This window comes from Streptomyces subrutilus (genome assembly GCF_008704535.1).
In the GTDB taxonomy this organism is placed as follows: Bacteria; Actinomycetota; Actinomycetes; order Streptomycetales; family Streptomycetaceae; genus Streptomyces; species Streptomyces subrutilus.
The window spans coordinates 1,850,615-1,869,732 of the sequence record NZ_CP023701.1 but is presented as its reverse complement, the minus strand read 5'-3'; the positions used below and the strand labels follow the sequence as shown (position 1 = coordinate 1,869,732).

Below are 19,118 nucleotides of genomic sequence, written 5' to 3'. Positions count from 1 at the left end.
CGCAGAGGAGGTTCACAAGGTGTGCCATGCCCGCCGCGCGCGCCCCCTACTGCTCCCCGGAGCACCGGACTTGGACCCCGCGGGGCCGACGGCCCGGCCGCGTCACTCCTGGTGGATCAGCAGGGACACCGGCCGGGAGGACAGGAGGTCGGCCAGGGGGGCCTTGCCCGCGTACGAGGCGGCGCGGGGCGGCTCCTGCGCCGGCAGCGGCACCGGGACCCACCGGCCCGGGGGCAGGGGCAGCACGGTGTCGCGCCAGCCCCCGGCCGCGGCCAGCCTCAGGGAGAGGCGGGTGGCCACCGCGATCAGGCCCGGCGAGCGGGCGAAGGCCAGGCAGTGGTCGGCCGCCGGGCCCCGGGCCGCCAGCGGCGCGTACCCGGCGAACAGCCCGGGGCGGGAGCGGCGCAGCCGCAGGACCGCGGCCGTCAGGGCGAGCTTCTCCTCGGCGGGGTCCTGCGGCGCGGCCCCCGCGTCCAGCCGGGCCAGGGCCGCGCGGGGGAAGCGGGCCGGCCGCCGGTTGTCGGGGTCGACCAGGGCCCGGTACTCGGTCTCGGCGCCCTGGTAGACCTCCGGCACCCCCGGCATCGCCAGGTGCAGCAGCGCCGAGCCCAGCAGGTTGGCCCGGGCCGCCTCGGCGAACGCGGGCGGGAGCGCACCGGCCGGGCGGGCGTAGTCCGCGACGGCCGCCTCGTACGCCTCGTCCGGCTCCGTCCAGCTGGTGTGCAGGGCGGCTTCGCGGACCCCCTTGAGCAGGGCCTCGGCCAGCCGCTCCCGCGCCTCGGGGGCGTCGCCCAGACCCAGCGCGCCCTGCCGCGCCACCCAGGCCAGCTGCGGGTCGGGGCCCTCGGGCGCGCCCATCAGCTCCGGGGCCTGCGAGAGCACCGCGATCCGGGCCCGGACGTCCGCGCTGCGCTTGGTGTCGTGCGTGGACAGCACGGTCCCGGAGCCGGGCCACCGCCTGGCCAGGTCGGCGCAGTACGCGTGGAACCGCGCCGGGGACACCGCCGGGGCTCCCGGCTCGCCGCCCACCTCGGTGGCGGACAGCAGCGGGGCGTACCGGTAGAAGGCCCGGTCCTCCAGGGACTTGGCGCGCAGGGCCGCCGAGGTCTGGGCGAAGCGGGCGGCGAAGGCCGGATCGTGGAGCAGCAGCCGCCGCACCCGGGCCACCGGGTCCGGCCCGGCGGCCCGGGCGGCCCGCTCCACCGCTCCCGGGTCGGGCTCGGGATGCTCGGGGTAGGGCCGGTAGACCGGGTAGGCGATCAGCAATTCCCTTACGGCCGCCCGGAGTTCGGCCCCGGCCATCCGTTCGAGGGTGGCCAGCTCGGCCGCCAGGTCGCCGGTCAGCACCTCGCGCGCGCACGCCCCGGCCGTCTCCTCCCAGGGGGCGCTCCCGGTGGAGTCGGTGTACGCGCGGACCAGTTCGGCGGTGCCGGCGGGATCGGTGAACACCCCGTCCAGCCGGTGCAGCGCGTCGTACCCGGTGGTCCCGGCGACGGGCCACCCGGACGGCAGCTGCTCCCGCGGCGCGAGGATCTTCTCCACCACCACCCAGCAGTCCGGCCCCACGGCCCCGCGCAGCCGCCGCAGGTACTGCCCGGGGTCGGCCAGCCCGTCGACGTGGTCGATCCGCAGCCCCCCGACGACCCCGTCCCGGACCAGCTCCAGCACCTTCGCGTGGGTGGCCGCGAACACCTCGGGATCCTCCACCCGGACCCCGATCAGCTCCGCGATGGTGAAGAACCGACGGTAGTTGAGCGCCGTGCGGGCCTCCCGCCACCAGGCCGGCCGGTAGAACTGCGCGGCCAGCAGCTCCGGCAGCTCCAGCCCCTCGGTGCCGGGGCGCAGCGGGAACTCCTGCTCCCCGTGGCGCAGCACGTCCCCGTCGGCCCGGAGCTCGCAGGACCCGGCCGGGCCGGGCAGCACCGGCAGCAGCACCTGCCCGCCGCCGGCCGCCCAGTCGATGTCGAACCAGCGGGCGTACGGGGAGTCCGGGCCGTCGCGCAGCACCTCCCACAGCGGCCGGTTCAGCCGCAGCGGCGCCGGTACCGCCATGTGGTTCGGGACGATGTCGAGGACCAGGCCGAGGCCGTGCGCGCGGGCGGTCGCGGCCAGGGCCCGCAGGCCGTCCTCGCCGCCCAGCTCGGCCCGTACCCGGGAGTGGTCGGTGACGTCGTACCCGTGGGTCGAGCCCGGGACGGCCTCCAGCACCGGCGACAGGTGCAGGTGCGAGACGCCGAGGGAGGCGAGGTGCGGTACGGCGGCCTCGGCGGCCGCGAAGGGGAAGGAGGGACGCAGCTGGAGACGGTAGGTCGACGCGGGCGTGGCAGGAATCGGAACGGCAGGTTCCGACCGGGGGCGTGACGTCTGCTGGCTCATGAGAACGTACGTACCCAGCCTGCCGGATTCCGTGCCATCACCCCATGCATCCGGGTGACTGCACCAGGTTAGCGTTGGCCGGGTGGTTGGAACCGTCAACACCTATCGCAAGGTCATCGCCCTGACCGGGCCCCTCCTCCCGTTCGTCTCGTTCTTCGCCCGACTGCCCGTCGCGATGTCCCAGTTCGGCAGCGTCCTGCTGGTCGCCCGGACCAGCGGCTCGATCGCCACCGCCGCCCTCGTCGGCGGCGCGCTCTCCTGCGGGCAGGTGTGCTGCGGCCCCGTCCTGGGCCGCCTCGCCGACCGGCACGGACAACGGGTGGTCGTCCTCGCGGCCGCCGCCGTGAACGCCGTCGCGACCGCCGCCCTGGTCGCCGGAGCCCTCGGCCACCTCGCCACCGCCCCGCTCGCCGCCCTCGGCGCCGTGACCGGCGCGTCCATGCCGCTGATCGGGCCGCTCGCCCGGACCCGCTCCGTCGCGCTGGCGCACCGCGCCGGATCCGGGGAGAGCGTCGTGGGCGCCGTGCACTCGCTCGAAGGCACCCTGGACGAGACCTCCTTCGTCCTCGGGCCCGCCCTCGTCGGCCTCGCCTCGATCGTCGCCCACCCGGCGGTCGCCCTCGGCGGCGCCGCCGTCCTCGTCGCGGGTTTCGGCGCCGCGTTCGCGCTGCACCCCACCGCCGCCGTCACCGCGCGACCGCCCGCGCGGCCCCGCGGCGGGGCGCCCCGGGCCCGGCAGCCGCGCGTGGTCCATGCCGTCAGAGGCTCCCTCGCCCTCCAAGGCGCCATGTTCGGTGCCTGCCAGGCCGGGATCGCCGCGCTCACCCTCGCACTGGGCGTCCCCGACCAGGCCGCCGTCGTGTACGCCGCCATGGGCGTGGCCAGCGCCGCCGTCGGCATCTGCCTCGGCGCGCTGCCGGACCGCGTCGGCCTGCGGCTGCGCTGGCGCGCGGCGACCGGCGCCGCCCTGGCGCTCTCCGTGCCGCTGCTCTTCACGGCGGGCCTGTGGCCCCTCTACCTCGTCGTCACGGTCCTGGGGGCCGCCTACGCCCCGCACCTGATCACCGCGTTCGCCCTCACCGAGCGGGTGGTGGAGCCGGCCCGGCTCGGCGAGGCCACGGCCTTCGCCGCCAGCTCGCTGGTCGCCGGACAGGCCCTCGCGCTCCCGCTCGCCGGCCGGCTCGCCGAGTCCCACGGGCCCGCGGCGGCCTTCGCCGTGGCCGTCGGCGCGGCCGGCCTGGCCCTGACCCTGGCCCTCGTGACCCGGGTGCCGTCCGCGCGGCCCGGCGCGCCGGGCCCCGCCCCGGCGGCCGACCGGCCGCCGGGGAAGACCGCCGGGACCTCGGCGGGTGAGTCCTTCGGGGAGTCCGCCGCCTACGCCGGCCGCTGAAGCACCACCAGGCACCGGCCCGTCAGCGCCACCCGGTCCCCGGCCGCGAACCGCGGCCCGGTATCGGGTGGCAGCACCTCCGGCCGGGCCGTGTCCACGATCAGGCGCCACTGCGCGCCGTGGCCCGCCGGGACGGTGAACTCCTGTGGTTCGGCCCCCGCGTTGAACATCAGCAGGAACGAATCGTCGGTGATCCGCTCGCCACGGGTCCCCGGCTCCGAGATGGCCTCCCCGTTCAGGAACACCGTGAGCGCCTTCGCGTGCTGCGCCTGCCAGTCGCGGGCCCGCATCTCCTCGCCGTGCGGGGTGAACCAGGCGATGTCGGAGAGCTCGTCGTGGGTGCCCTCCACCGGTCGGCCGTGGAAGAACCGGCGCCGCCGGAAGACCGGGTGGTCGCGCCGCAGCCACACCATCCGCCGGGTGAACTCCAGCAGCGCGGGCGCCGGCTTCCCCGGCTCCGGCCACTTCACCCACGCCAGTTCGTTGTCCTGGCAGTAGGCGTTGTTGTTGCCGCCCTGCGTGCGGGCGAACTCGTCGCCGTGGCTGAGCATCGGCACGCCCTGCGACAGCATCAGGGTGGCCACGAAGTTGCGCATCTGGCGCTCGCGCAGCTCCAGCACCTCGGGGTCCTCGGTCGGTCCCTCCACGCCGCAGTTCCAGGACCGGTTGTGGGTCTCCCCGTCCCGGTTGCCCTCGCGGTTGGCCTCGTTGTGCTTCTCGTCGTACGACACGAGGTCGTTCAGGGTGAAGCCGTCGTGGCAGGTGGTGAAGTTGATCGACGCCAGCGGGCGCCGCCCGTCGTCCTGGTAGAGGTCGGAGGAGCCGGTCAGCCGCCCCGCGAACTCGGCCAGCGTGCGCGGCTGGCCGCGCCACAGGTCCCGCACCGTGTCCCGGTACTTGCCGTTCCACTCCGTCCACAGCGGCGGGAAGTTCCCCACCTGGTAGCCGCCCTCGCCCAGGTCCCAGGGCTCGGCGATCAGCTTCACCTGGCTGACCACCGGGTCCTGCTGCACCAGGTCGAAGAACGACGACAGCCGGTCCACCTCGTGGAACTGCCGGGCCAGCGTGGCCGCCAGGTCGAAGCGGAAGCCGTCCACGTGCATCTCGGTGACCCAGTAGCGCAGCGAGTCCATGATCAGCTGGAGCACGTGCGGGGAGCGCATGAGCAGCGAGTTCCCGGTACCGGTGGTGTCCGTGTAATGGCGCGGATCGTCCCCCAGCCGGTAGTACGAGGCGTTGTCCAGGCCCCGGAAGGACAGCGTCGGCCCCAGGTGGTTGCCCTCGGCGGTGTGGTTGTAGACCACGTCGAGGATGACCTCGATCCCCGCCTCGTGCAGGGCCCGCACGGCCGACTTGAACTCCAGCACCTGCTGGCCGCGGTCGCCCGAGGCGTACGCGTTGTGCGGGGCGAAGAAGCCGATGGTGTTGTAGCCCCAGTAGTTGCTCAGCCCGTCGTTGGCCAGCCGGTGGTCGTTGACGAACTGGTGTACGGGCATCAGCTCCAGCGCCGTCACGCCCAGCTTGGTGAGGTGCCCGATGACCGCGGGGTGCGCGAGCGCCCCGTAGGTGCCACGCAGCTCCTCGGGGAGGTCCGGGTGGTGCATGGTCAGGCCCTTGACGTGGGCCTCGTACAGGACGGTGTGGTGGTACTCGTGGCGCGGGGGCCGGTCGTTGGCCCAGTCGAAGTACGGGTTCACCACCACCGAGCTCATGGTGTGCGGCGCCGAGTCCAGGTCGTTGCGCGAGTCCGGCCGGCCGAAGTGGTAGCCGTACACCTCCTCGCCCCAGTCCACCCGGCCGGCGATGGCCCGGGCGTACGGGTCGAGCAGCAGCTTGGCCGCGTTGCAGCGCAGCCCCCGCTCGGGCTCGTAGGGGCCGTGCACGCGGAAGCCGTAGCGCTGACCGGGCATGATGCCCGGCAGGTAGGCGTGGCGGACGAAGGCGTCCGTCTCGCGCAGCTCCACGGCCGTCTCCGACCCGTCGTCGTGGAGCAGGCACAGCTCAATGCGCCGGGCGACCTCCGAGTAGACCGCGAAGTTGGTGCCGGCGCCGTCGTAAGTGGCACCGAGCGGATACGTCTGTCCAGGCCAGACCTGCATAGATAACGACTCTTCCCATTCTGCTCCGGCTGATCCGTCTGGACCACGTCACTGCCAGATCTTCCCCGAAAGAGCGTCGTCACGCGTGGACTTGGGTTGCTCCGACCGGGTGACCCGCAGAGCTGATAGCCGGGTCAGCGGACTGTGTGCGCATCGGATAATGGGTCAACGGACGGCCGGTGTACGGGCCATCGGGCTGCATCGGGCCGCGCGCGCGGAGTACCCTTCCGTGATCACTTCGGACGGGCGTCCAGACGCAGAAGGCGGTGCACGGGTGAGCTCGGGAGGTCTGGAGCTGCCCCCTGGTGACAGCGGTCACGAGGGTGGCCCGGCGGACGCCTCAGGCAGTGCCCCCGGCGGTGCGCCGGCGGGCGCGGCGGCCGGAGCGGTCTCCCTGGCGGGCGGAGCGGCGGAGGCCGGCGAGGCGCGGGCCGGAGCCGAGCTGGACTGGGGCGCGGAGGCCTGGAGCGAGGTCCGTACGCGGGCCCAGCGGGCCGGCCGCGCGTACATCTGGCTGAACCTCATCGAACAGCGGCTGCGGTCGGTGGTCGGCGCGGTCCTGCGGCCGATCTACGAACCGGTGCACGGCGGGGACGACTGGGTGGTCGCGGCCGCCGGGCCCGCGGGCCAGGAGTGGGTGCAGCGGGCCGTCGCCGTCCGCGAGGTCAGCCGGCGCAAGGGCTACCTGCTGGACCCGGCCGACGACAACGTGCTGAGCTTCCTGACCCTGCCCCAGCTGCGGGAGCTGATGGTCCAGCACTGGCCCTGCTTCGAGCCGTACTTCGACGACCGGCGCGAGATCGAGCTGGCCCTGGACGAGCTGGAGGTCACCCGCAACGTGGTCTCCCGCAACCGGGCGCTGTCGCGCGCCGTCCTGGAACAGGCGGAACGGGCCTCGGCGCGGCTGCTGGAGGTGCTGGGCGGCGGCGCGGGCAGCCCCGCGGCGGACCGGCTGCCGATCGACGCCGTCGAGGACCTGGTGGGGGACCGGTACGCGGACGTGATCTCGGTCCACTCCGACCGGGTGCGCCTCCAGCGGCAGCTGCCGGCCGAGGACCTCTTCGGGGGCGCCCGGCGGCTGGACGCCATCGGCATAGGTCTGAACCTGCTGGTCCAGAACTTCTCCGGCCGGCGGCTCGTGCGCCTCACCGAGGCCGGCTGCCGGGTGCGGCTGCTCTTCCTGAACCCGGCGAGCAGCGCCGTCAAACGGCGCGAACGGGAGCTGGGGCTGCGCAAGGGCGAGCTGAGCCGCTCCGTCGAGATGAACATCCTGCACGTGCGCCGGGTCCGGGCGGGCCTGCGCGACCCCTCCCGCTTCGAGATCCACGTCTTCGACGAGACCCCGCGCTTCACCGCCTACCTGGTGGAGGGCGAGAGCTCGGGCATCGCGGTCGTCCAGTCGTACCTGCGGCGGGCCCGCGGCATGGAGGCGCCGGTCCTGGTCCTGCGCGGGGGCGGCGGGCGCACGGCACCGAAGGACGCCGAGCACGGGCTCTTCACGACCTACCGCGAGGAGTTCGAATCGGTCTGGGAGGACTCCCGGCCCGTGTCCTGACGGCGGGTGGGGCGGCTCCCGGGCGGGCCCGCCGACCGCCCGCCGACCGTCCCCGGCCGACCCGGCGGCCGGCCTGTCAGTGCCCCGTGTCAGGCTGAAAGCCGTTGACCGAAGGTGTACGGGGGAGGGGCGCGGCATGGAGGAGCGGCACGGCGGTGTGCTGATCGGGCGGGACCGGGGGACGACCGGCACGGAGCCGCGGGAGTCGCGGACCGAGCGGCGGGCCGGGGCCGGCGGAGCGGGGGCGGGGCGATGAGCTGGATGCGCGGACCCCTGCTGGCCTTCGACCTGGAGACCACGGGCACCGACGTCGAGACGGACCGCATCGTCACGGCCGCGGTCGTGCGGCTCGATCCGGACGGGGCCGTCGCGGCCGAACGGACCTGGCTGCTCGACCCCGGAGTGGCGATACCGGAGCAGGCCTCGGCCATCCACGGCATCTCGACGGAGCACGCCCGCGCGCACGGTCGCCCCGCCGCCGCGGCGGTCGAGGAGATCGCCGCGGCCGTGGCCGAGGGCCTGCGGAGCGGCACGCCGCTGGTGGTGATGAACGCCCGGTACGACCTGTCGCTGCTGGACCGGGAGTGCCGGCGGTACGCGGTCGCGTCGGTCAGCGAGCGGCTGGGCGAGGCGCCGTCGCCCGTCATCGACCCGCTGGTCATCGACAAGCACGTCGACAAGTACCGCAAGGGCAGGCGGGCCCTGTACGCGCTCTGCGCCCACTACGGCGTCTCCCTCGACGACGCGCACGACGCGCGGGCGGACGCCGTGGCCGCGGCCCGGGTGGTGCGCCGCCTGGGCGAGACGCACCGGCCCGTCGGCCGGATGCCGCTGGCCGACCTGCACGACCTCCAAGTGCGCGCGGCGGCCGAGCAGTCGGTCTCGCTCCAGGCCTACCTGCGCCGCACCGCGGACCCGGCGGCCGTCGTCGAACCGTCCTGGCCGCTCATCCCGCGGAGCCGGTGAGCCGCCGCTTCTGCCGGGCCGCCCGTCCCGGCGCGCCCGCGCCCGGCCCGGCGCCGCGCGCACCGGCCGACTAGAAGGCGTGCCAGCGCGCTTCGCGGTCGCCGTCGCGCAGCGAGGCCACCCGGCGGCGGAACTCGGCCAGGGCCGCGGGGTTGGTGCCGGCGTGCTGCGACACCCACGCGCAGCTGGCCGTCTCGCGGGCCCCGCGCAGCACGGCGCAGCCCTCCCACGCGCGGACGTCCCACCCGTACGCCGAGACGAACTCCTCGTACGCGCCGGCGGGCAGCCCGTACCGGTCGCGGGAGAGGGCCATCACCACCAGGTCGTGTTCGCGCAGGTCCGCCGAGACGGTCTCCAGGTCGACCAGGACCGGCCCGTCCGGGCCCACGTGCACGTTGCGGGGCAGGGCGTCCCCGTGGATCGTGCCGGGGGCCAGACGCGGGGTCAGGGCGGCGACCTCGCCCGCGTACGCGTCGCGCCGGTCCCGCAGGTACGCCGCGTCCGCCGGGTCGACGGCGTCCCCGGCCAGCCGCAGCCAGCGCTCGACCCCGCCCAGCAGGTCCCGTGCGGGCAGGGCGAAGGGCGGTGCGGGCAGGGCGTGGACGGCCCGCAGCAGGGCGGCCAGGTCCGCGGGCGCCGGGGGACGGACGGCCTCCGGCAGCCGGTGCCACAGCGTCAGCGGATGCCCGTCCACCAGCCGGGGCGCGGGTTCGGCGGAGCGCACGGCGGGCACCCCCGACGCGGCGAACCACCGCGCCACCGCGAGCTCCCGCTCGGCGCGCTCCAGCAGCGCCGCCTCCCGGCCCACCTTGACCACCAGGTCGCCGACGCCGAAGACGGCGTTCTCGCCGAACGCCAGGAGGGTGGGCGGCTCCGTCAGACCCGCCGCCGTCAGTACGTCCCTGGCCTGCGCCTCGTCCATGCCGTCCGTCTCGTTCCCGGGCCGTGCCCCTCGGGCCGGACCCGGCCGGGAGGGCACGGCCGCGCCGCACCGTCGTGAATCCGCCAAGTCTCGCATCCCGGTGTCCGCCGCCTCGACGCCGCCGCCCCCGGCCGGTGGCGCGGGGCACGGCCCCAGGGGTCGGCCGCAGGCATACTGGTTGCACGAGACGTATCGTCTCGTTAGGGTCGGACCATGACCTCAGCCGAGCCCGCCCACATCGCCATGTTCTCCATCGCCGCCCACGGGCACGTGAACCCGAGCATCGAAGTGATCCGGGAACTCGTCGCCCGGGGCCACCGCGTCAGCTACGCCGTCCCCGCCTCCTTCGCCGAGAAGGTCGCGGAGACCGGGGCCACCCCCGTCCTCTGGACGTCCACGCTGCCCACCGACGACGATCCCGAGGCCTGGGGCACCGAACTCATCGACAACATCGAGCCCTTCCTCGCCGACGCCGTGCAGGCGCTCCCGCAGCTCGCCGCGGCCTTCGAGGGCGACGAGCCGGACCTCGTCCTGCACGACATCACCAGCTACCCGGCGCCCGTGCTGGCCCACCGCTGGGGCGTCCCCGCCGTCTCGCTCTCCCCGAACATCGTCGCGTGGGAGGGGTACGAGGAAGAGGTGGCCGAGCCCCTGTTCGCCGAGCTGAAGGCCTCCGAGCGCGGACGGGCCTACTACGCCAGGTTCGCCGCGTGGCTCGCCGCACACGGGTACCCCGGCGACGTGGACCGCTTCCAGGGCCGCCCGCGCCGCAGCATCGTGCTCATCCCGCGCGCGCTCCAGCCGAACGCCGACCGGGTCGACCCGTCCGCCTACACCTTCGTCGGCGCCTGCCAGGGCGACCGCGCCGCCACCCAGGGCACCTGGCCGCGCCCGGCGCGGGCCGAGGGCAAGAAGCTCCTGCTGGTCTCGCTCGGGTCCTCCTTCACCAAGCAGCCCGCCTTCTACCGGGCCTGCGCCGAGGCCTTCGGCGACCTGCCCGACTGGCACGTCGTGCTGCAGATCGGAAAGTTCACCGACCTGGCCGACCTGGGCGAGCTCCCCGCCAACGTCGAGGTCCACCGCTGGGTCCCCCAGCTGGACATCCTGCGCCGGGCCGACGCCTTCATCACCCACGCGGGCGCCGGCGGTTGCCAGGAGGGGCTCGCCACCGCCACCCCGATGGTCGCCGTCCCGCAGGCCGTGGACCAGTTCGGCAACGCCGACGTCCTGGCCTCCCTCGGCGTGGCCCGGCACGTCCCCATGGACCGGGCCGACGCCGCGACCCTGCGCGCCGCGGTGCTCGGACTGCTCGCCGACCCCGAGGTCGCCGCCCGCGCCGCCGCACTCAGGGACGAGACGGCCGCCGAAGGCGGCACGGCGCGGGCCGCCGACCTCATCGAGGCGGAACTCGTCACACCGACCGCCTAGGGTGCGCCCATGACGACGACCGGGAAGACGTACGCGGCGCTGCTGCGCGGCATCAACGTCGGCGGGCACAAGAAGGTGCCCATGGCGGAGCTGCGCACCGTCCTGGAAGGGCTCGGCCACGGGGACGTGCGGACGTACCTGCAGAGCGGGAACGCGGTGTTCGACAGCGCCCGGCAGCACCCGGCCGGGCTCGCCCGGGAGCTGGAGGCCGCCATCGAGGCGCACTTCGGCTTCCGGGTGCCGTGCCTGGTGCTGGGCGGCGCCCACCTGGCCGCCGTCGTCGCGGCCTGCCCCTTCCCGGCCGCCGAACTGGAGGGGAAGCAGCTCCACGCCACCTTCTTCTCCGCGCAGCCGGGCCCCGAGCGCTTCGCCGCCCTCGACGCGGCCGCGTACCTCCCGGAGGAGTACCGGGTCGGCGACCGCGTCGTCTACCTCTACGCCCCGGACGGGCTGGGCCGTTCCCGGCTGGGCGAGGCCCTGGCGCGGCCCGCCGTCGTCAAGGGCCTCGACGTCACCACCCGCAACTGGAACACCGTCGTGAAGCTGGCCGGACTGACCCGCGACTGACGGACCGCGCCCCGACCGCGCCCCGGCCGCACTCCGGTCCGCGCGGCCCCGCGGCCCCGGCGGGGGCGGCGGTGTGCCAGGCTCGGGGCATGCGTTACATCATCATCGGCGCGGGCGCGGTAGGCGCCACCATCGGCGGACGGCTCGCGGAGGCGGGCAGCGAGGTCGTCCTCGTCGCGCGCGGCGCCCACGCGGAGGCCCTCCGGACGGACGGACTGCGGCTCACCACGGCCGACGGGACCCGGGTGCACCGGCTGCCCGTCGCCGACGGACCCGCCGGGCTCGGCGCACTGCGGCCCGACGACGTGCTGCTGCTCGCCGTCAAGACCCAGGACGCCATCGCCGCCCTCGACGCGTGGGGCGACGCGGAGGTCGCGGGCGGGGGCACGGCCGCCCAGCGGCTGCCGGTGCTCTGCGCGCAGAACGGCGTGGAGAGCGAACGACTGGCCCTGCGCCGCTTCGCACGGGTGTACGGCGTGTGCGTGTGGCTGCCCTCCACCTTCCTGGAGCCGGGCGTGGTCTCGGCGCTGTGCGCACCGCGCACCGGCATCCTGCACCTGGGACGCGCCGCGGGCGGCGCGGACGCCACGGCCCGGACGATCGCCGCCGACCTAGCCAAGGCAGGCTTCGACGCGCCGGTGGTCGAGGACGTGATGCGGTGGAAGTACGCGAAGCTGCTGGGCAACCTCGGCAACGCGATCCAGGCGACGACCGGCCCCGAACCCGACCCGGCCAAGGCGGCGCTGCTGCTGCGGGCCGTCCGCGAGGCGAAGGCGGTCCTCCTGGCCGGCGGCATCCCGTACGCGTCCGACGCCGAGCAGTCCGTGGCCCGCGACGGCAAGGTGGACCAGCCGGCCGGGGTGCGGGGCGGATCGTCGTGGCAGAGCCTGGCCAGGGGGACCGGCTCGGTGGAGGCGGACTACCTCAACGGGGAGGTGTGCCTGCTGGGCCGGCTGCACGGGGTGCCCACCCCGGTCAACGACGTGCTGCGGCACGCGGCCAACATCTTCGCGCGCGAGGGCCTGCCGCCGGGCGCGATGGCGATCGCCGACCTCACCGCGCTCGCGGACGAGGCCGCGGCCCGCGCGTAGCGCGCCCGCACCGCCCGCCGCGGCCCGGCGGCCGGTCTGCCCGTCAGGCCGTCAGGGCCGGGAGGCGGGCCGGGGCGGCGGTCGCCGCGTCGTAGCGCAGCAGCAGCAGGCGGGCCAGTTCCGGGGCCGCGCCCAGGACGCCCGCGACCAGGTCCGCGCCGGCCTCCGCGGCCCCGGCCGCGATGCGGTCGGGGAGGCGGCCCGGGGCGATGACGTACGGGGCCACCACCACCCGGCGGTGGCCCTCGGCGCGCAGCTCCCGTACGGCGTCCTGGGTACGGGGCAGTGCGGCGGAGGCGAACGCAGGACGCACGGCGCACCAACCGGTGTGCCGCCACTCCCGCGCGGTTTCAGCGATCACTGCGATCGCCTCCGGGTCGGAGGATCCGGCGGACGCGAGCACCACCGCGGTGGTGGCGCGGTCCGCCGGGGCGAGGCCGGCTTCGGCGAGCCGGCGTTCGAGGGCCGAGACGAGCAGCGGGGACGGGCCGAGGACCTCGGCCATCCGCACCGACAGGCCCGGGAGGCGGGACACCGACTCCGACAGGACCGCCGGGACGTCCGCCTTCGCGTGGAAGGCCCGGGTCAGCAGCAGCGGCAGCGCCACGACCTCCCGCACCCCGGAGGCGTACAGGGCGGACAGGGCCTGCTCGACCCGCGGGGCGTCGAAGTCCAGGAAGGCCGTCTCCACCCGCAGCCCGGGCCGCAGCGCCCGCGCCCGCCGGGCCAGGGCGTGCACGGTCGCCGCGTGCCGCGGGTCGCGGCTGCCGTGGGCGATGACCAGGAGGACCGGTGCGCCGGACACGGGAATCAGCTCTTCACCAGCAGGCCGCGGCTGCGCAGCACCCACCGCTCGACCGGGCTGAAGATCAGCAGGTCGATGGCGATGCCGACCACCAGGATCAGCAGGATCGCGAGGAACACGCCGGGCAGGTCGATGTTGTTGCGGCCGTTCTCCAGCAGCTGGCCCAGCCCCAGGCCGAGGTCGGGCGAGGAGGCGATGATCTCGGCGGCCATCAGCGAGCGCCAGGAGAAGGCCCAGCCCTGCTTGAGGCCGGCCAGGTAGCCGGGGAGCGCGGCCGGCATCACGATGTGCCGGGCCCCGCGCAGCCCGGTCGCGCCCAGCGTGCGCCCGGCCCGCAGGAACAGCGGCGGCACCTGGTCGATGCCCGAGACCAGGCCGTTGGCGATGGACGGCACCGCGCCGAGCAGGATCACGGTGTACATCATGGCGTCGTTGAGACCGAACCACAGCACGGCCGGCGGCACCCACGCGACCGACGGCAGGGACTGCAGGCCCTGCAGGATCGGCCCGATGGCGGCGCGGACGAACTTCACCCGGGCGACGAGCAGGCCGAGCGGGGTGCCGATGGCCAGGGCCAGCAGGAAGCCGAGCAGACCGCGCGAGACGCTGGTCCAGATGACCTCCAGCAGCGTCCCCTTGATCCACATGTCGGACAGGCTGTCCCACACAGCGGAAGGGGCCGGGAGCTTGGTCTCGTCGGTGACCTTCGCCGCGACGAGGACCTGCCAGACAAGGAGGACCAGGCCGACGGCGAGGAGCGGGGGGAGGACCTTCTTGACGAAGACCTCGCGGACCGGGGTGCGGTGGGTCTCGACGGTGTCCAGCGCGTCGAGGCCCGCCTCCAGGCCGGCCAGGTCGTCGCCCTTGCCCGGGGCCGCGACCTTCGGGGGGGTGGTGTCAGTGCTGGCCATGGCGGCGGATCTCCCCACGCAGGTGTTCGGTGATCTCAAGGGACAGCTCCGCGACGTCCGCGTCCTCGATGCGGCGCGGCTGCGGGATGCCCACGGTCCATTCCTTCGCGACCCGGCCGGGCCGCGAGGAGAGCAGGACCACGCGCTGCGCGAGGCGGACGGCCTCGCGCACGTTGTGCGTCACGAAGAGGACGGACAGGTTCGTCTCGGCCCAGATGCGGGTGAGCTCGCCGTGCAGCACGTCGCGGGTGATGGCGTCGAGGGCCGCGAACGGCTCGTCCATCAGCAGCAGCTGGCTGTCCTGGGCCAGCGCCCGGGCGAGCGCCACGCGCTGGCGCATGCCGCCCGACAGCTCGTGCACGCGCTTGCCGTACGCGCCGCCGAGCCGGACCAGCTCCAGCAGCCGCTCCGCCTCCGGCCTGCGGTCCGCCTTCGCCACCCCGCGCAGCCGCAGGGCGAGTTCGATGTTCTTGCCCGCGGTCAGCCACGGGAACAGGGCGTGTTCCTGGAACATCAGCGCGGGACGGCCGCCGGGGGTCGCGATGGACCCCGCCGACGGCTTGTCCAGGCCCGCCACCAGGTTCAGCAGGGTGGACTTGCCACACCCCGAGGCACCCAGGATGGTGACGAACTCTCCCGGGGCGACATCGAGGCTGATGTCGTCCAGGACGAGCTGCGATCCGGCCGGACCGGAGAAGGACTTCGAGACGTGCTCGATGCGGGCGGCGTGGTCGTGCTGCTCCGTGGCGGAGCCCTCGGCAGCCTTGGCAAGCGTGGTGGCCATGGTCGTCACCTCCTGGGATGGCTGGGTACGGGTTACTTGGCGCCGAGGCCGGCGTCGGAGACTTCGGGCTTGCCGGCGGCCTTGAGGACCTTGTTGAGGAGGGTGAGGTCGTAGATGCCGGTGAGTTCGGGTTGTTCGATGAGCTTGGCCTTGACGGCCCATTCGGATTCGGTCTTGAGGGTGGAGGCGAGGGGGTCGTCGGTGACGAGGATGCTCTTCCAGGCGGGGTCGATGACCTTGGCTTCGAGGGGCTTGCCGCCTTCGGCCGCGAGGCGGGCGTTGGCGGATTCCTTGGCCTTGTCGGGGTTGGCGTTGATCCACTCGTTGGTTTTGACGGTGCCCTTGAGGACGGCCTCGACGACGTCGGGGTGCTCCTTGAGGAATTTCTGGGAGACGATGATGTTCGTGATGACGAACTTCTTGTCGGGCCAGAGGTCGGTTTCGTCGAGGAGGACGGTGCCGCCGTCGGAGACGAGTTTGGAGGCGGTGGGTTCGGGGACCCAGGCGCCGTCGATGGAGCCCTGCTTGAAGGCGTCGGGGGTGACCTTGTTGTCGGTGCGGACGACGGAGACGTCGCCCTTGCCGGATTCGGGGTCGACCTTCCAGCCCTTTTCGGAGATCCAGTTGAGGAAGGCGACGTCTTGGGTGTTGCCCTTTTGGGGCGTGGCTATTTTCTTGCCCTTGAGGTCGTCGAGGGTTTTGATCTTGTCGGGGTTGACGACGAGCTTGACGCCGCCGGAGGCGGAGCCGGAGATGATGCGGAGGTTGGTGCCCTTGGATTTGACGTAGCCGTTGATGGAGGGGGAGGGGCCGATGAAGCCGATGTCGAGGGAGCCGCCGTTGAGGGCTTCGATTTCGGAGGGGCCGGCGTTGAAGGACTGCGGCTTGATCTTGGTGCCGTTGAGTTCCTTCTCGATGAGGCCTTCCTGGAGGCCGACGAGTGCGGTGGCGTGGGTGAGGTTGGGGAAGTAGCCGATGCGGACTTCGGGGGCGGAGAGCTTCTTCCCGGTGTCGGCGGAGGCGGCCGCATCGGCCTTCGGCTCGTCCTTCTTCGCCTCGGAGCCGTACCCGCAGGAGGCGAGCGCGCCGATCAGCAGCGGCAGGGCGGCAGCGGCGACGACGCTGCGGCGCAGGGTGTTACGGGTGGTACCGGTGGCAGGCACGGGAGGGCTTCCTCTCGAAGCGCCGGGGAATCACGGCGCGGGTCTTCGTCTGTGGAGCAGGACCGGGTACGTCTGGTGGGGGGTGAGGGCGCGCATGCGGTGCGCGTACGTCAGCGCGCACATCGCGCCACCCCTCCCTGGCCGCTGCCGAGGGAGCCGCTGCCGACGCGGCCGCCCTCCTTGGCGAAGGTCGAGTAGATGTCGGAGGGCATGGGCTAGAAGTCCCACCCTTCCTCATCGGCCTGGACGGTGGTCTCGGCCTGGGAGGCGAAGGACTCGCCCGCCATGCCGGCCGCCAGGGTCGTCCCGTCCGCCGGGTCGATCAGCAGGAAGGACCCGGTGCGGCGCGAGTCGGCGTACGCGTCGAGCGCGAGCGGCTCGGCGGTCCGGACGACGACCCGGCCGATGTCGTTGGCCACCAGCTGACCGGGGTCCGGATGCTGGGACAGGTCGTCCAGGGTCAGCCGCGAGGGGATCTCCTTGACGATCGCCTTGACCGTGCGCGTCGTGTGCTTGAGCAGGACCCGTGCGCCGACGGCCAGCGGCTGGTCCGCCACGTGGCAGACCGTCGCCTCCACGTCCTGCGTGGTGGCCGGGGCGCTCGCCGACGGCGCGATCAGGTCGCCGCGCGAGATGTCGATGTCGTCCTTGAGCCGCACCGTCACCGACTGCGGCGCCCACGCGATGTCGACGCTCTCGCCGAGCGCGTCGATGCCCTCGATGGTGCTGGTGCGGCCCGAGGGCAGCACGGTCACGGCCTCGCCCACGCGCAGCACGCCCGAGGCGATCTGGCCGGCGTAGCCGCGGTAGTCGGGGTGCTCCGCGGACTGCGGGCGGATCACGTACTGCACCGGGAAGCGGGCCGGGCAGGCCGTCAGGTCGTGGCTGACCGGCACGGTCTCCAGGTGCTCCAGCACCGTCGGCCCGCCGTACCAGTCCATGTGCGCGGAGGCGTCCACCACGTTGTCCCCGGCCAGGGCCGAGATCGGGATCGCGGTGATCTCCGGTACGCCCAGGTCCGAGGCGTACGCGGTGAACTCCTCGGCGATGGCCGCGAAGACGGACTCGCGGTAGTCGACCAGGTCCATCTTGTTCACGGCCAGGACCACGTGCGGCACGCGCAGCAGGGCGGCGACGGCCGCGTGCCGGCGGGTCTGCTCGATGACGCCGTTGCGGGCGTCGACGAGGACCACGGCCAGGTCGGCGGTGGAGGCGCCGGTGACCATGTTGCGGGTGTACTGCACGTGGCCCGGGGTGTCGGCCAGGATGAACCGGCGGCGGGCGGTGGCGAAGTAGCGGTAGGCGACGTCGATGGTGATGCCCTGCTCGCGCTCGGCCCGCAGGCCGTCGGTGAGCAGCGCGAGGTCGGGGGCGTCCTGGCCGCGTTGGGCGGAGACGGCCTCGACGGCCTCCATCTGGTCGGTCAGGACCGACTTGGAGTCGTGCAGCAGCCGGCCCACCAGGGTGGACTTGCCGTCGTCGACGGAACCGGCGGTCGCGAAGCGCAGCAGGGTGGTCGCCGCGAGGTCGGCCAGCTGGGCGACCTGATCGGTGGGGCTGGTCATGGTTAGAAGTACCCTTCGCGCTTGCGGTCTTCCATCGCGGCCTCGGACATCTTGTCGTCGGCGCGGGTCGCGCCCCGCTCGGTGAGGCGGGAGACGGCGATCTCGGCGATCACCGCGTCCAGGGTCGCGGCGTCGGAGTCGACGGCGCCGGTGCAGGACATGTCGCCGACGGTGCGGTAGCGGATGAGGCGGGTCTCGGTCGTCTCGCCCTCCTTCGCACCGCCCCATGCGCCGGCCGTGAGCCACATCCCGTTGCGGGAGAAGACCTCGCGCTCGTGGGCGAAGTAGATCTCCGGCAGCTCGATGCCCTCGCGGGCGATGTACTGCCAGACGTCCAGCTCGGTCCAGTTGGAGAGCGGGAAGACGCGCACGTGCTCGCCGGGGGCGTGCCGGCCGTTGTACAGCTGCCACAGCTCGGGGCGCTGGCGGCGCGGGTCCCACTGGGAGAACTCGTCGCGCAGGGAGAAGACGCGCTCCTTGGCGCGGGCCTTCTCCTCGTCGCGGCGGCCGCCGCCGAAGACGGCGTCGAACTTCAGCCGCTGGATGGCCTCGGTGAGCGGGAGGGTCTGCAGCGGGTTGCGGGTGCCGTCGGGGCGCTCGCGCAGCTTGCCCGCGTCGATGTAGTCCTGCACCGACGCCACGTGCAGGCGCAGGCCGTGCCGCTCGACGGTGCGGTCGCGGTACTCCAGCACCTCGGGGAAGTTGTGGCCCGTGTCGACGTGCAGCAGCGTGAACGGCACCGGCGCCGGCGCGAACGCCTTCAGCGCCAGGTGCAGCATGACGATGGAGTCCTTGCCGCCGGAGAAGAGCACCACCGGCTTCTCGAACTCGCCGGCCACCTCGCGGAAGATGTGCACCGCCTCGGATTCGAGGGCGTCGAGGTGCGACAGCGCGTAGGGGGCGTCGGAGCCGGAATCGGCGTGCAGGTGTGCGGCCGTGGTCATGCCAGACCCCTCTCGGTGAGCAGCGCGTACAGGGCCGAGGCCGACTCCCGCACGGTCTGCGTGTGCGACTCGATACGGAGGTCCGGCGACTCCGGCGCCTCGTACGGGTCGTCGACCCCGGTCAGACCGGAGATCTCGCCCGCCGCCTGCTTGGCGTACAGGCCCTTCACGTCGCGCTCGGAGCACACCTCGACCGGGGTGGCCACGTGGACCTCCAGGTACGCGGTGCCCTCGGCGGCGTGCCGCTTGCGGACGGCCTCGCGGCTGTCGGCGAACGGCGCGATCACCGGAACGAGCGCCTTGACCCCGTTGCTCGCGAGCAGTTCGGCGACGAAGCCGATCCGCTGCACGTTGGTGTGCCGGTCCTCGCGGCCGAAGCCGAGGCCGGCGGAGAGGAACTCGCGGATCTCGTCGCCGTCGAGGACCTCCACCCGGTGGCCCTCCGCGCGCAGCCGTTCGGCCAGCGCACGGGCGATGGTGGTCTTGCCCGCGCTCGGCAGCCCGGTCAGCCACACGGTGGCGCCCTGGTCGCTCACGCTCATCTGTTCCGTC

15 protein-coding genes and 1 pseudogene are annotated in these 19,118 nt (G+C 74.0%); 6 read left to right on the top strand and 10 right to left on the bottom strand.

Going from position 1 to position 19,118, the window contains the following annotated elements; all coding sequences use genetic code 11:
• Nucleotides 1–102: 102 nt before the first annotated feature.
• Nucleotides 103–2,376, bottom strand: coding sequence for a malto-oligosyltrehalose synthase (gene treY / locus CP968_RS08015; RefSeq protein WP_150517334.1), 2,274 nt, complete (start codon nucleotides 2,374–2,376; stop codon nucleotides 103–105).
• Nucleotides 2,377–2,458: 82 nt separating this feature from the next.
• Here treY and CP968_RS08010 point away from each other — a divergent pair, with 82 nt between their 5' ends.
• Nucleotides 2,459–3,766, top strand: coding sequence for an MFS transporter (locus CP968_RS08010; RefSeq protein WP_150517333.1), 1,308 nt, complete (start codon nucleotides 2,459–2,461; stop codon nucleotides 3,764–3,766).
• Here the strand turns inward: CP968_RS08010 and glgX are convergent.
• Nucleotides 3,751–5,865: a glycogen debranching protein GlgX gene (gene glgX, locus CP968_RS08005; protein WP_150517332.1), complete on the bottom strand. Its 2,115-nt coding sequence runs from the start codon at nucleotides 5,863–5,865 to the stop codon at nucleotides 3,751–3,753. The genes CP968_RS08010 and glgX overlap by 16 nt on opposite strands.
• A 274-nt stretch (nucleotides 5,866–6,139) precedes the next feature.
• On the opposite strand from glgX, the gene CP968_RS08000 reads away from it, so the two are divergent.
• Nucleotides 6,140–7,420: an SAV2148 family HEPN domain-containing protein gene (locus tag CP968_RS08000; protein WP_150517331.1), complete on the top strand. Its 1,281-nt coding sequence runs from the start codon at nucleotides 6,140–6,142 to the stop codon at nucleotides 7,418–7,420.
• Nucleotides 7,421–7,672: 252 nt separating this feature from the next.
• Nucleotides 7,673–8,386 (top strand): exonuclease domain-containing protein, encoded by a 714-nt coding sequence (locus CP968_RS07995; RefSeq protein ID WP_150517330.1) that lies wholly within the window; start codon nucleotides 7,673–7,675, stop codon nucleotides 8,384–8,386.
• Between the two features lie 70 nt (nucleotides 8,387–8,456).
• Here CP968_RS07995 and CP968_RS07990 read toward each other — a convergent pair whose 3' ends face one another.
• Entirely contained in the window at nucleotides 8,457–9,308 is an 852-nt protein-coding gene (locus CP968_RS07990) for a phosphotransferase enzyme family protein (RefSeq protein ID WP_150517329.1), read from the bottom strand.
• Between the two features lie 178 nt (nucleotides 9,309–9,486).
• Here CP968_RS07990 and mgt point away from each other — a divergent pair.
• The 3 genes and pseudogenes from mgt to CP968_RS07975 all read left to right on the top strand — a co-directional run bounded on the left by mgt (nucleotide 9,487) and on the right by CP968_RS07975 (nucleotide 12,394).
• Nucleotides 9,487–10,736 (top strand): annotated as a pseudogene (mgt, locus tag CP968_RS07985) (macrolide-inactivating glycosyltransferase).
• Between the two features lie 9 nt (nucleotides 10,737–10,745).
• On the top strand, nucleotides 10,746–11,303 hold the full coding sequence (locus CP968_RS07980; protein WP_150517327.1) for a DUF1697 domain-containing protein: 558 nt from the start codon (nucleotides 10,746–10,748) through the stop codon (nucleotides 11,301–11,303).
• An 89-nt stretch (nucleotides 11,304–11,392) separates the two neighbouring features.
• Entirely contained in the window at nucleotides 11,393–12,394 is a 1,002-nt protein-coding gene (locus CP968_RS07975; protein WP_150517326.1) for a ketopantoate reductase family protein, read from the top strand.
• A gap of 43 nt (nucleotides 12,395–12,437) precedes the next feature.
• Here CP968_RS07975 and CP968_RS07970 read toward each other — a convergent pair whose 3' ends face one another.
• From CP968_RS07970 to cysC, 7 genes are all read right to left on the bottom strand, one after another.
• Nucleotides 12,438–13,199 (bottom strand): sirohydrochlorin chelatase, encoded by a 762-nt coding sequence (locus tag CP968_RS07970; protein ID WP_150517325.1) that lies wholly within the window; start codon nucleotides 13,197–13,199, stop codon nucleotides 12,438–12,440.
• Between the two features lie 5 nt (nucleotides 13,200–13,204).
• Nucleotides 13,205–14,110 (bottom strand): ABC transporter permease, encoded by a 906-nt coding sequence (locus CP968_RS07965; protein WP_150517324.1) that lies wholly within the window; start codon nucleotides 14,108–14,110, stop codon nucleotides 13,205–13,207.
• On the bottom strand, nucleotides 14,097–14,894 hold the full coding sequence (locus CP968_RS07960) for an ABC transporter ATP-binding protein (RefSeq protein ID WP_150517323.1): 798 nt from the start codon (nucleotides 14,892–14,894) through the stop codon (nucleotides 14,097–14,099). The genes CP968_RS07965 and CP968_RS07960 overlap by 14 nt, the downstream gene beginning before the upstream one ends.
• Nucleotides 14,895–14,926: 32 nt before the next feature.
• Nucleotides 14,927–16,057 carry an ABC transporter substrate-binding protein gene (locus tag CP968_RS07955; RefSeq protein ID WP_150517322.1) on the bottom strand — a complete coding sequence of 377 codons (1,131 nt, stop codon included), beginning with the start codon at nucleotides 16,055–16,057 and terminating at the stop codon, nucleotides 14,927–14,929.
• A gap of 215 nt (nucleotides 16,058–16,272) precedes the next feature.
• Nucleotides 16,273–17,622: a sulfate adenylyltransferase subunit 1 gene (locus CP968_RS07950; protein WP_150517321.1), complete on the bottom strand. Its 1,350-nt coding sequence runs from the start codon at nucleotides 17,620–17,622 to the stop codon at nucleotides 16,273–16,275.
• A gap of 2 nt (nucleotides 17,623–17,624) precedes the next feature.
• The gene (gene cysD, locus CP968_RS07945; RefSeq protein WP_150517320.1) at nucleotides 17,625–18,566 is read right to left on the bottom strand and encodes a sulfate adenylyltransferase subunit CysD; all 942 of its coding nucleotides are present in this window, start codon (nucleotides 18,564–18,566) and stop codon (nucleotides 17,625–17,627) included.
• Nucleotides 18,563–19,108: an adenylyl-sulfate kinase gene (gene cysC / locus CP968_RS07940; protein ID WP_150517319.1), complete on the bottom strand. Its 546-nt coding sequence runs from the start codon at nucleotides 19,106–19,108 to the stop codon at nucleotides 18,563–18,565. Before cysC ends, cysD begins: the two co-directional genes overlap by 4 nt.
• Nucleotides 19,109–19,118: the final 10 nt, after the last annotated feature.

Excerpts from the sequence above, each read along its gene's own strand:
- treY (WP_150517334.1), bottom strand. The coding sequence starts at position 2,376 with ATGAGCCAGCAGACGTCACGCCCCCGGTCGGAACCTGCCGTTCCGATT.
- glgX (WP_150517332.1), bottom strand. The coding sequence starts at position 5,865 with ATGCAGGTCTGGCCTGGACAGACGTATCCGCTCGGTGCCACTTACGAC.
- CP968_RS07995 (WP_150517330.1), top strand. The coding sequence starts at position 7,673 with ATGAGCTGGATGCGCGGACCCCTGCTGGCCTTCGACCTGGAGACCACG.
- CP968_RS07990 (WP_150517329.1), bottom strand. The coding sequence starts at position 9,308 with ATGGACGAGGCGCAGGCCAGGGACGTACTGACGGCGGCGGGTCTGACG.
- CP968_RS07980 (WP_150517327.1), top strand. The coding sequence starts at position 10,746 with ATGACGACGACCGGGAAGACGTACGCGGCGCTGCTGCGCGGCATCAAC.
- CP968_RS07975 (WP_150517326.1), top strand. The coding sequence starts at position 11,393 with ATGCGTTACATCATCATCGGCGCGGGCGCGGTAGGCGCCACCATCGGC.
- CP968_RS07965 (WP_150517324.1), bottom strand. The coding sequence starts at position 14,110 with ATGGCCAGCACTGACACCACCCCCCCGAAGGTCGCGGCCCCGGGCAAG.
- CP968_RS07960 (WP_150517323.1), bottom strand. The coding sequence starts at position 14,894 with ATGGCCACCACGCTTGCCAAGGCTGCCGAGGGCTCCGCCACGGAGCAG.
- CP968_RS07950 (WP_150517321.1), bottom strand. The coding sequence starts at position 17,622 with ATGACCAGCCCCACCGATCAGGTCGCCCAGCTGGCCGACCTCGCGGCG.
- cysD (WP_150517320.1), bottom strand. The coding sequence starts at position 18,566 with ATGACCACGGCCGCACACCTGCACGCCGATTCCGGCTCCGACGCCCCC.
- cysC (WP_150517319.1), bottom strand. The coding sequence starts at position 19,108 with ATGAGCGTGAGCGACCAGGGCGCCACCGTGTGGCTGACCGGGCTGCCG.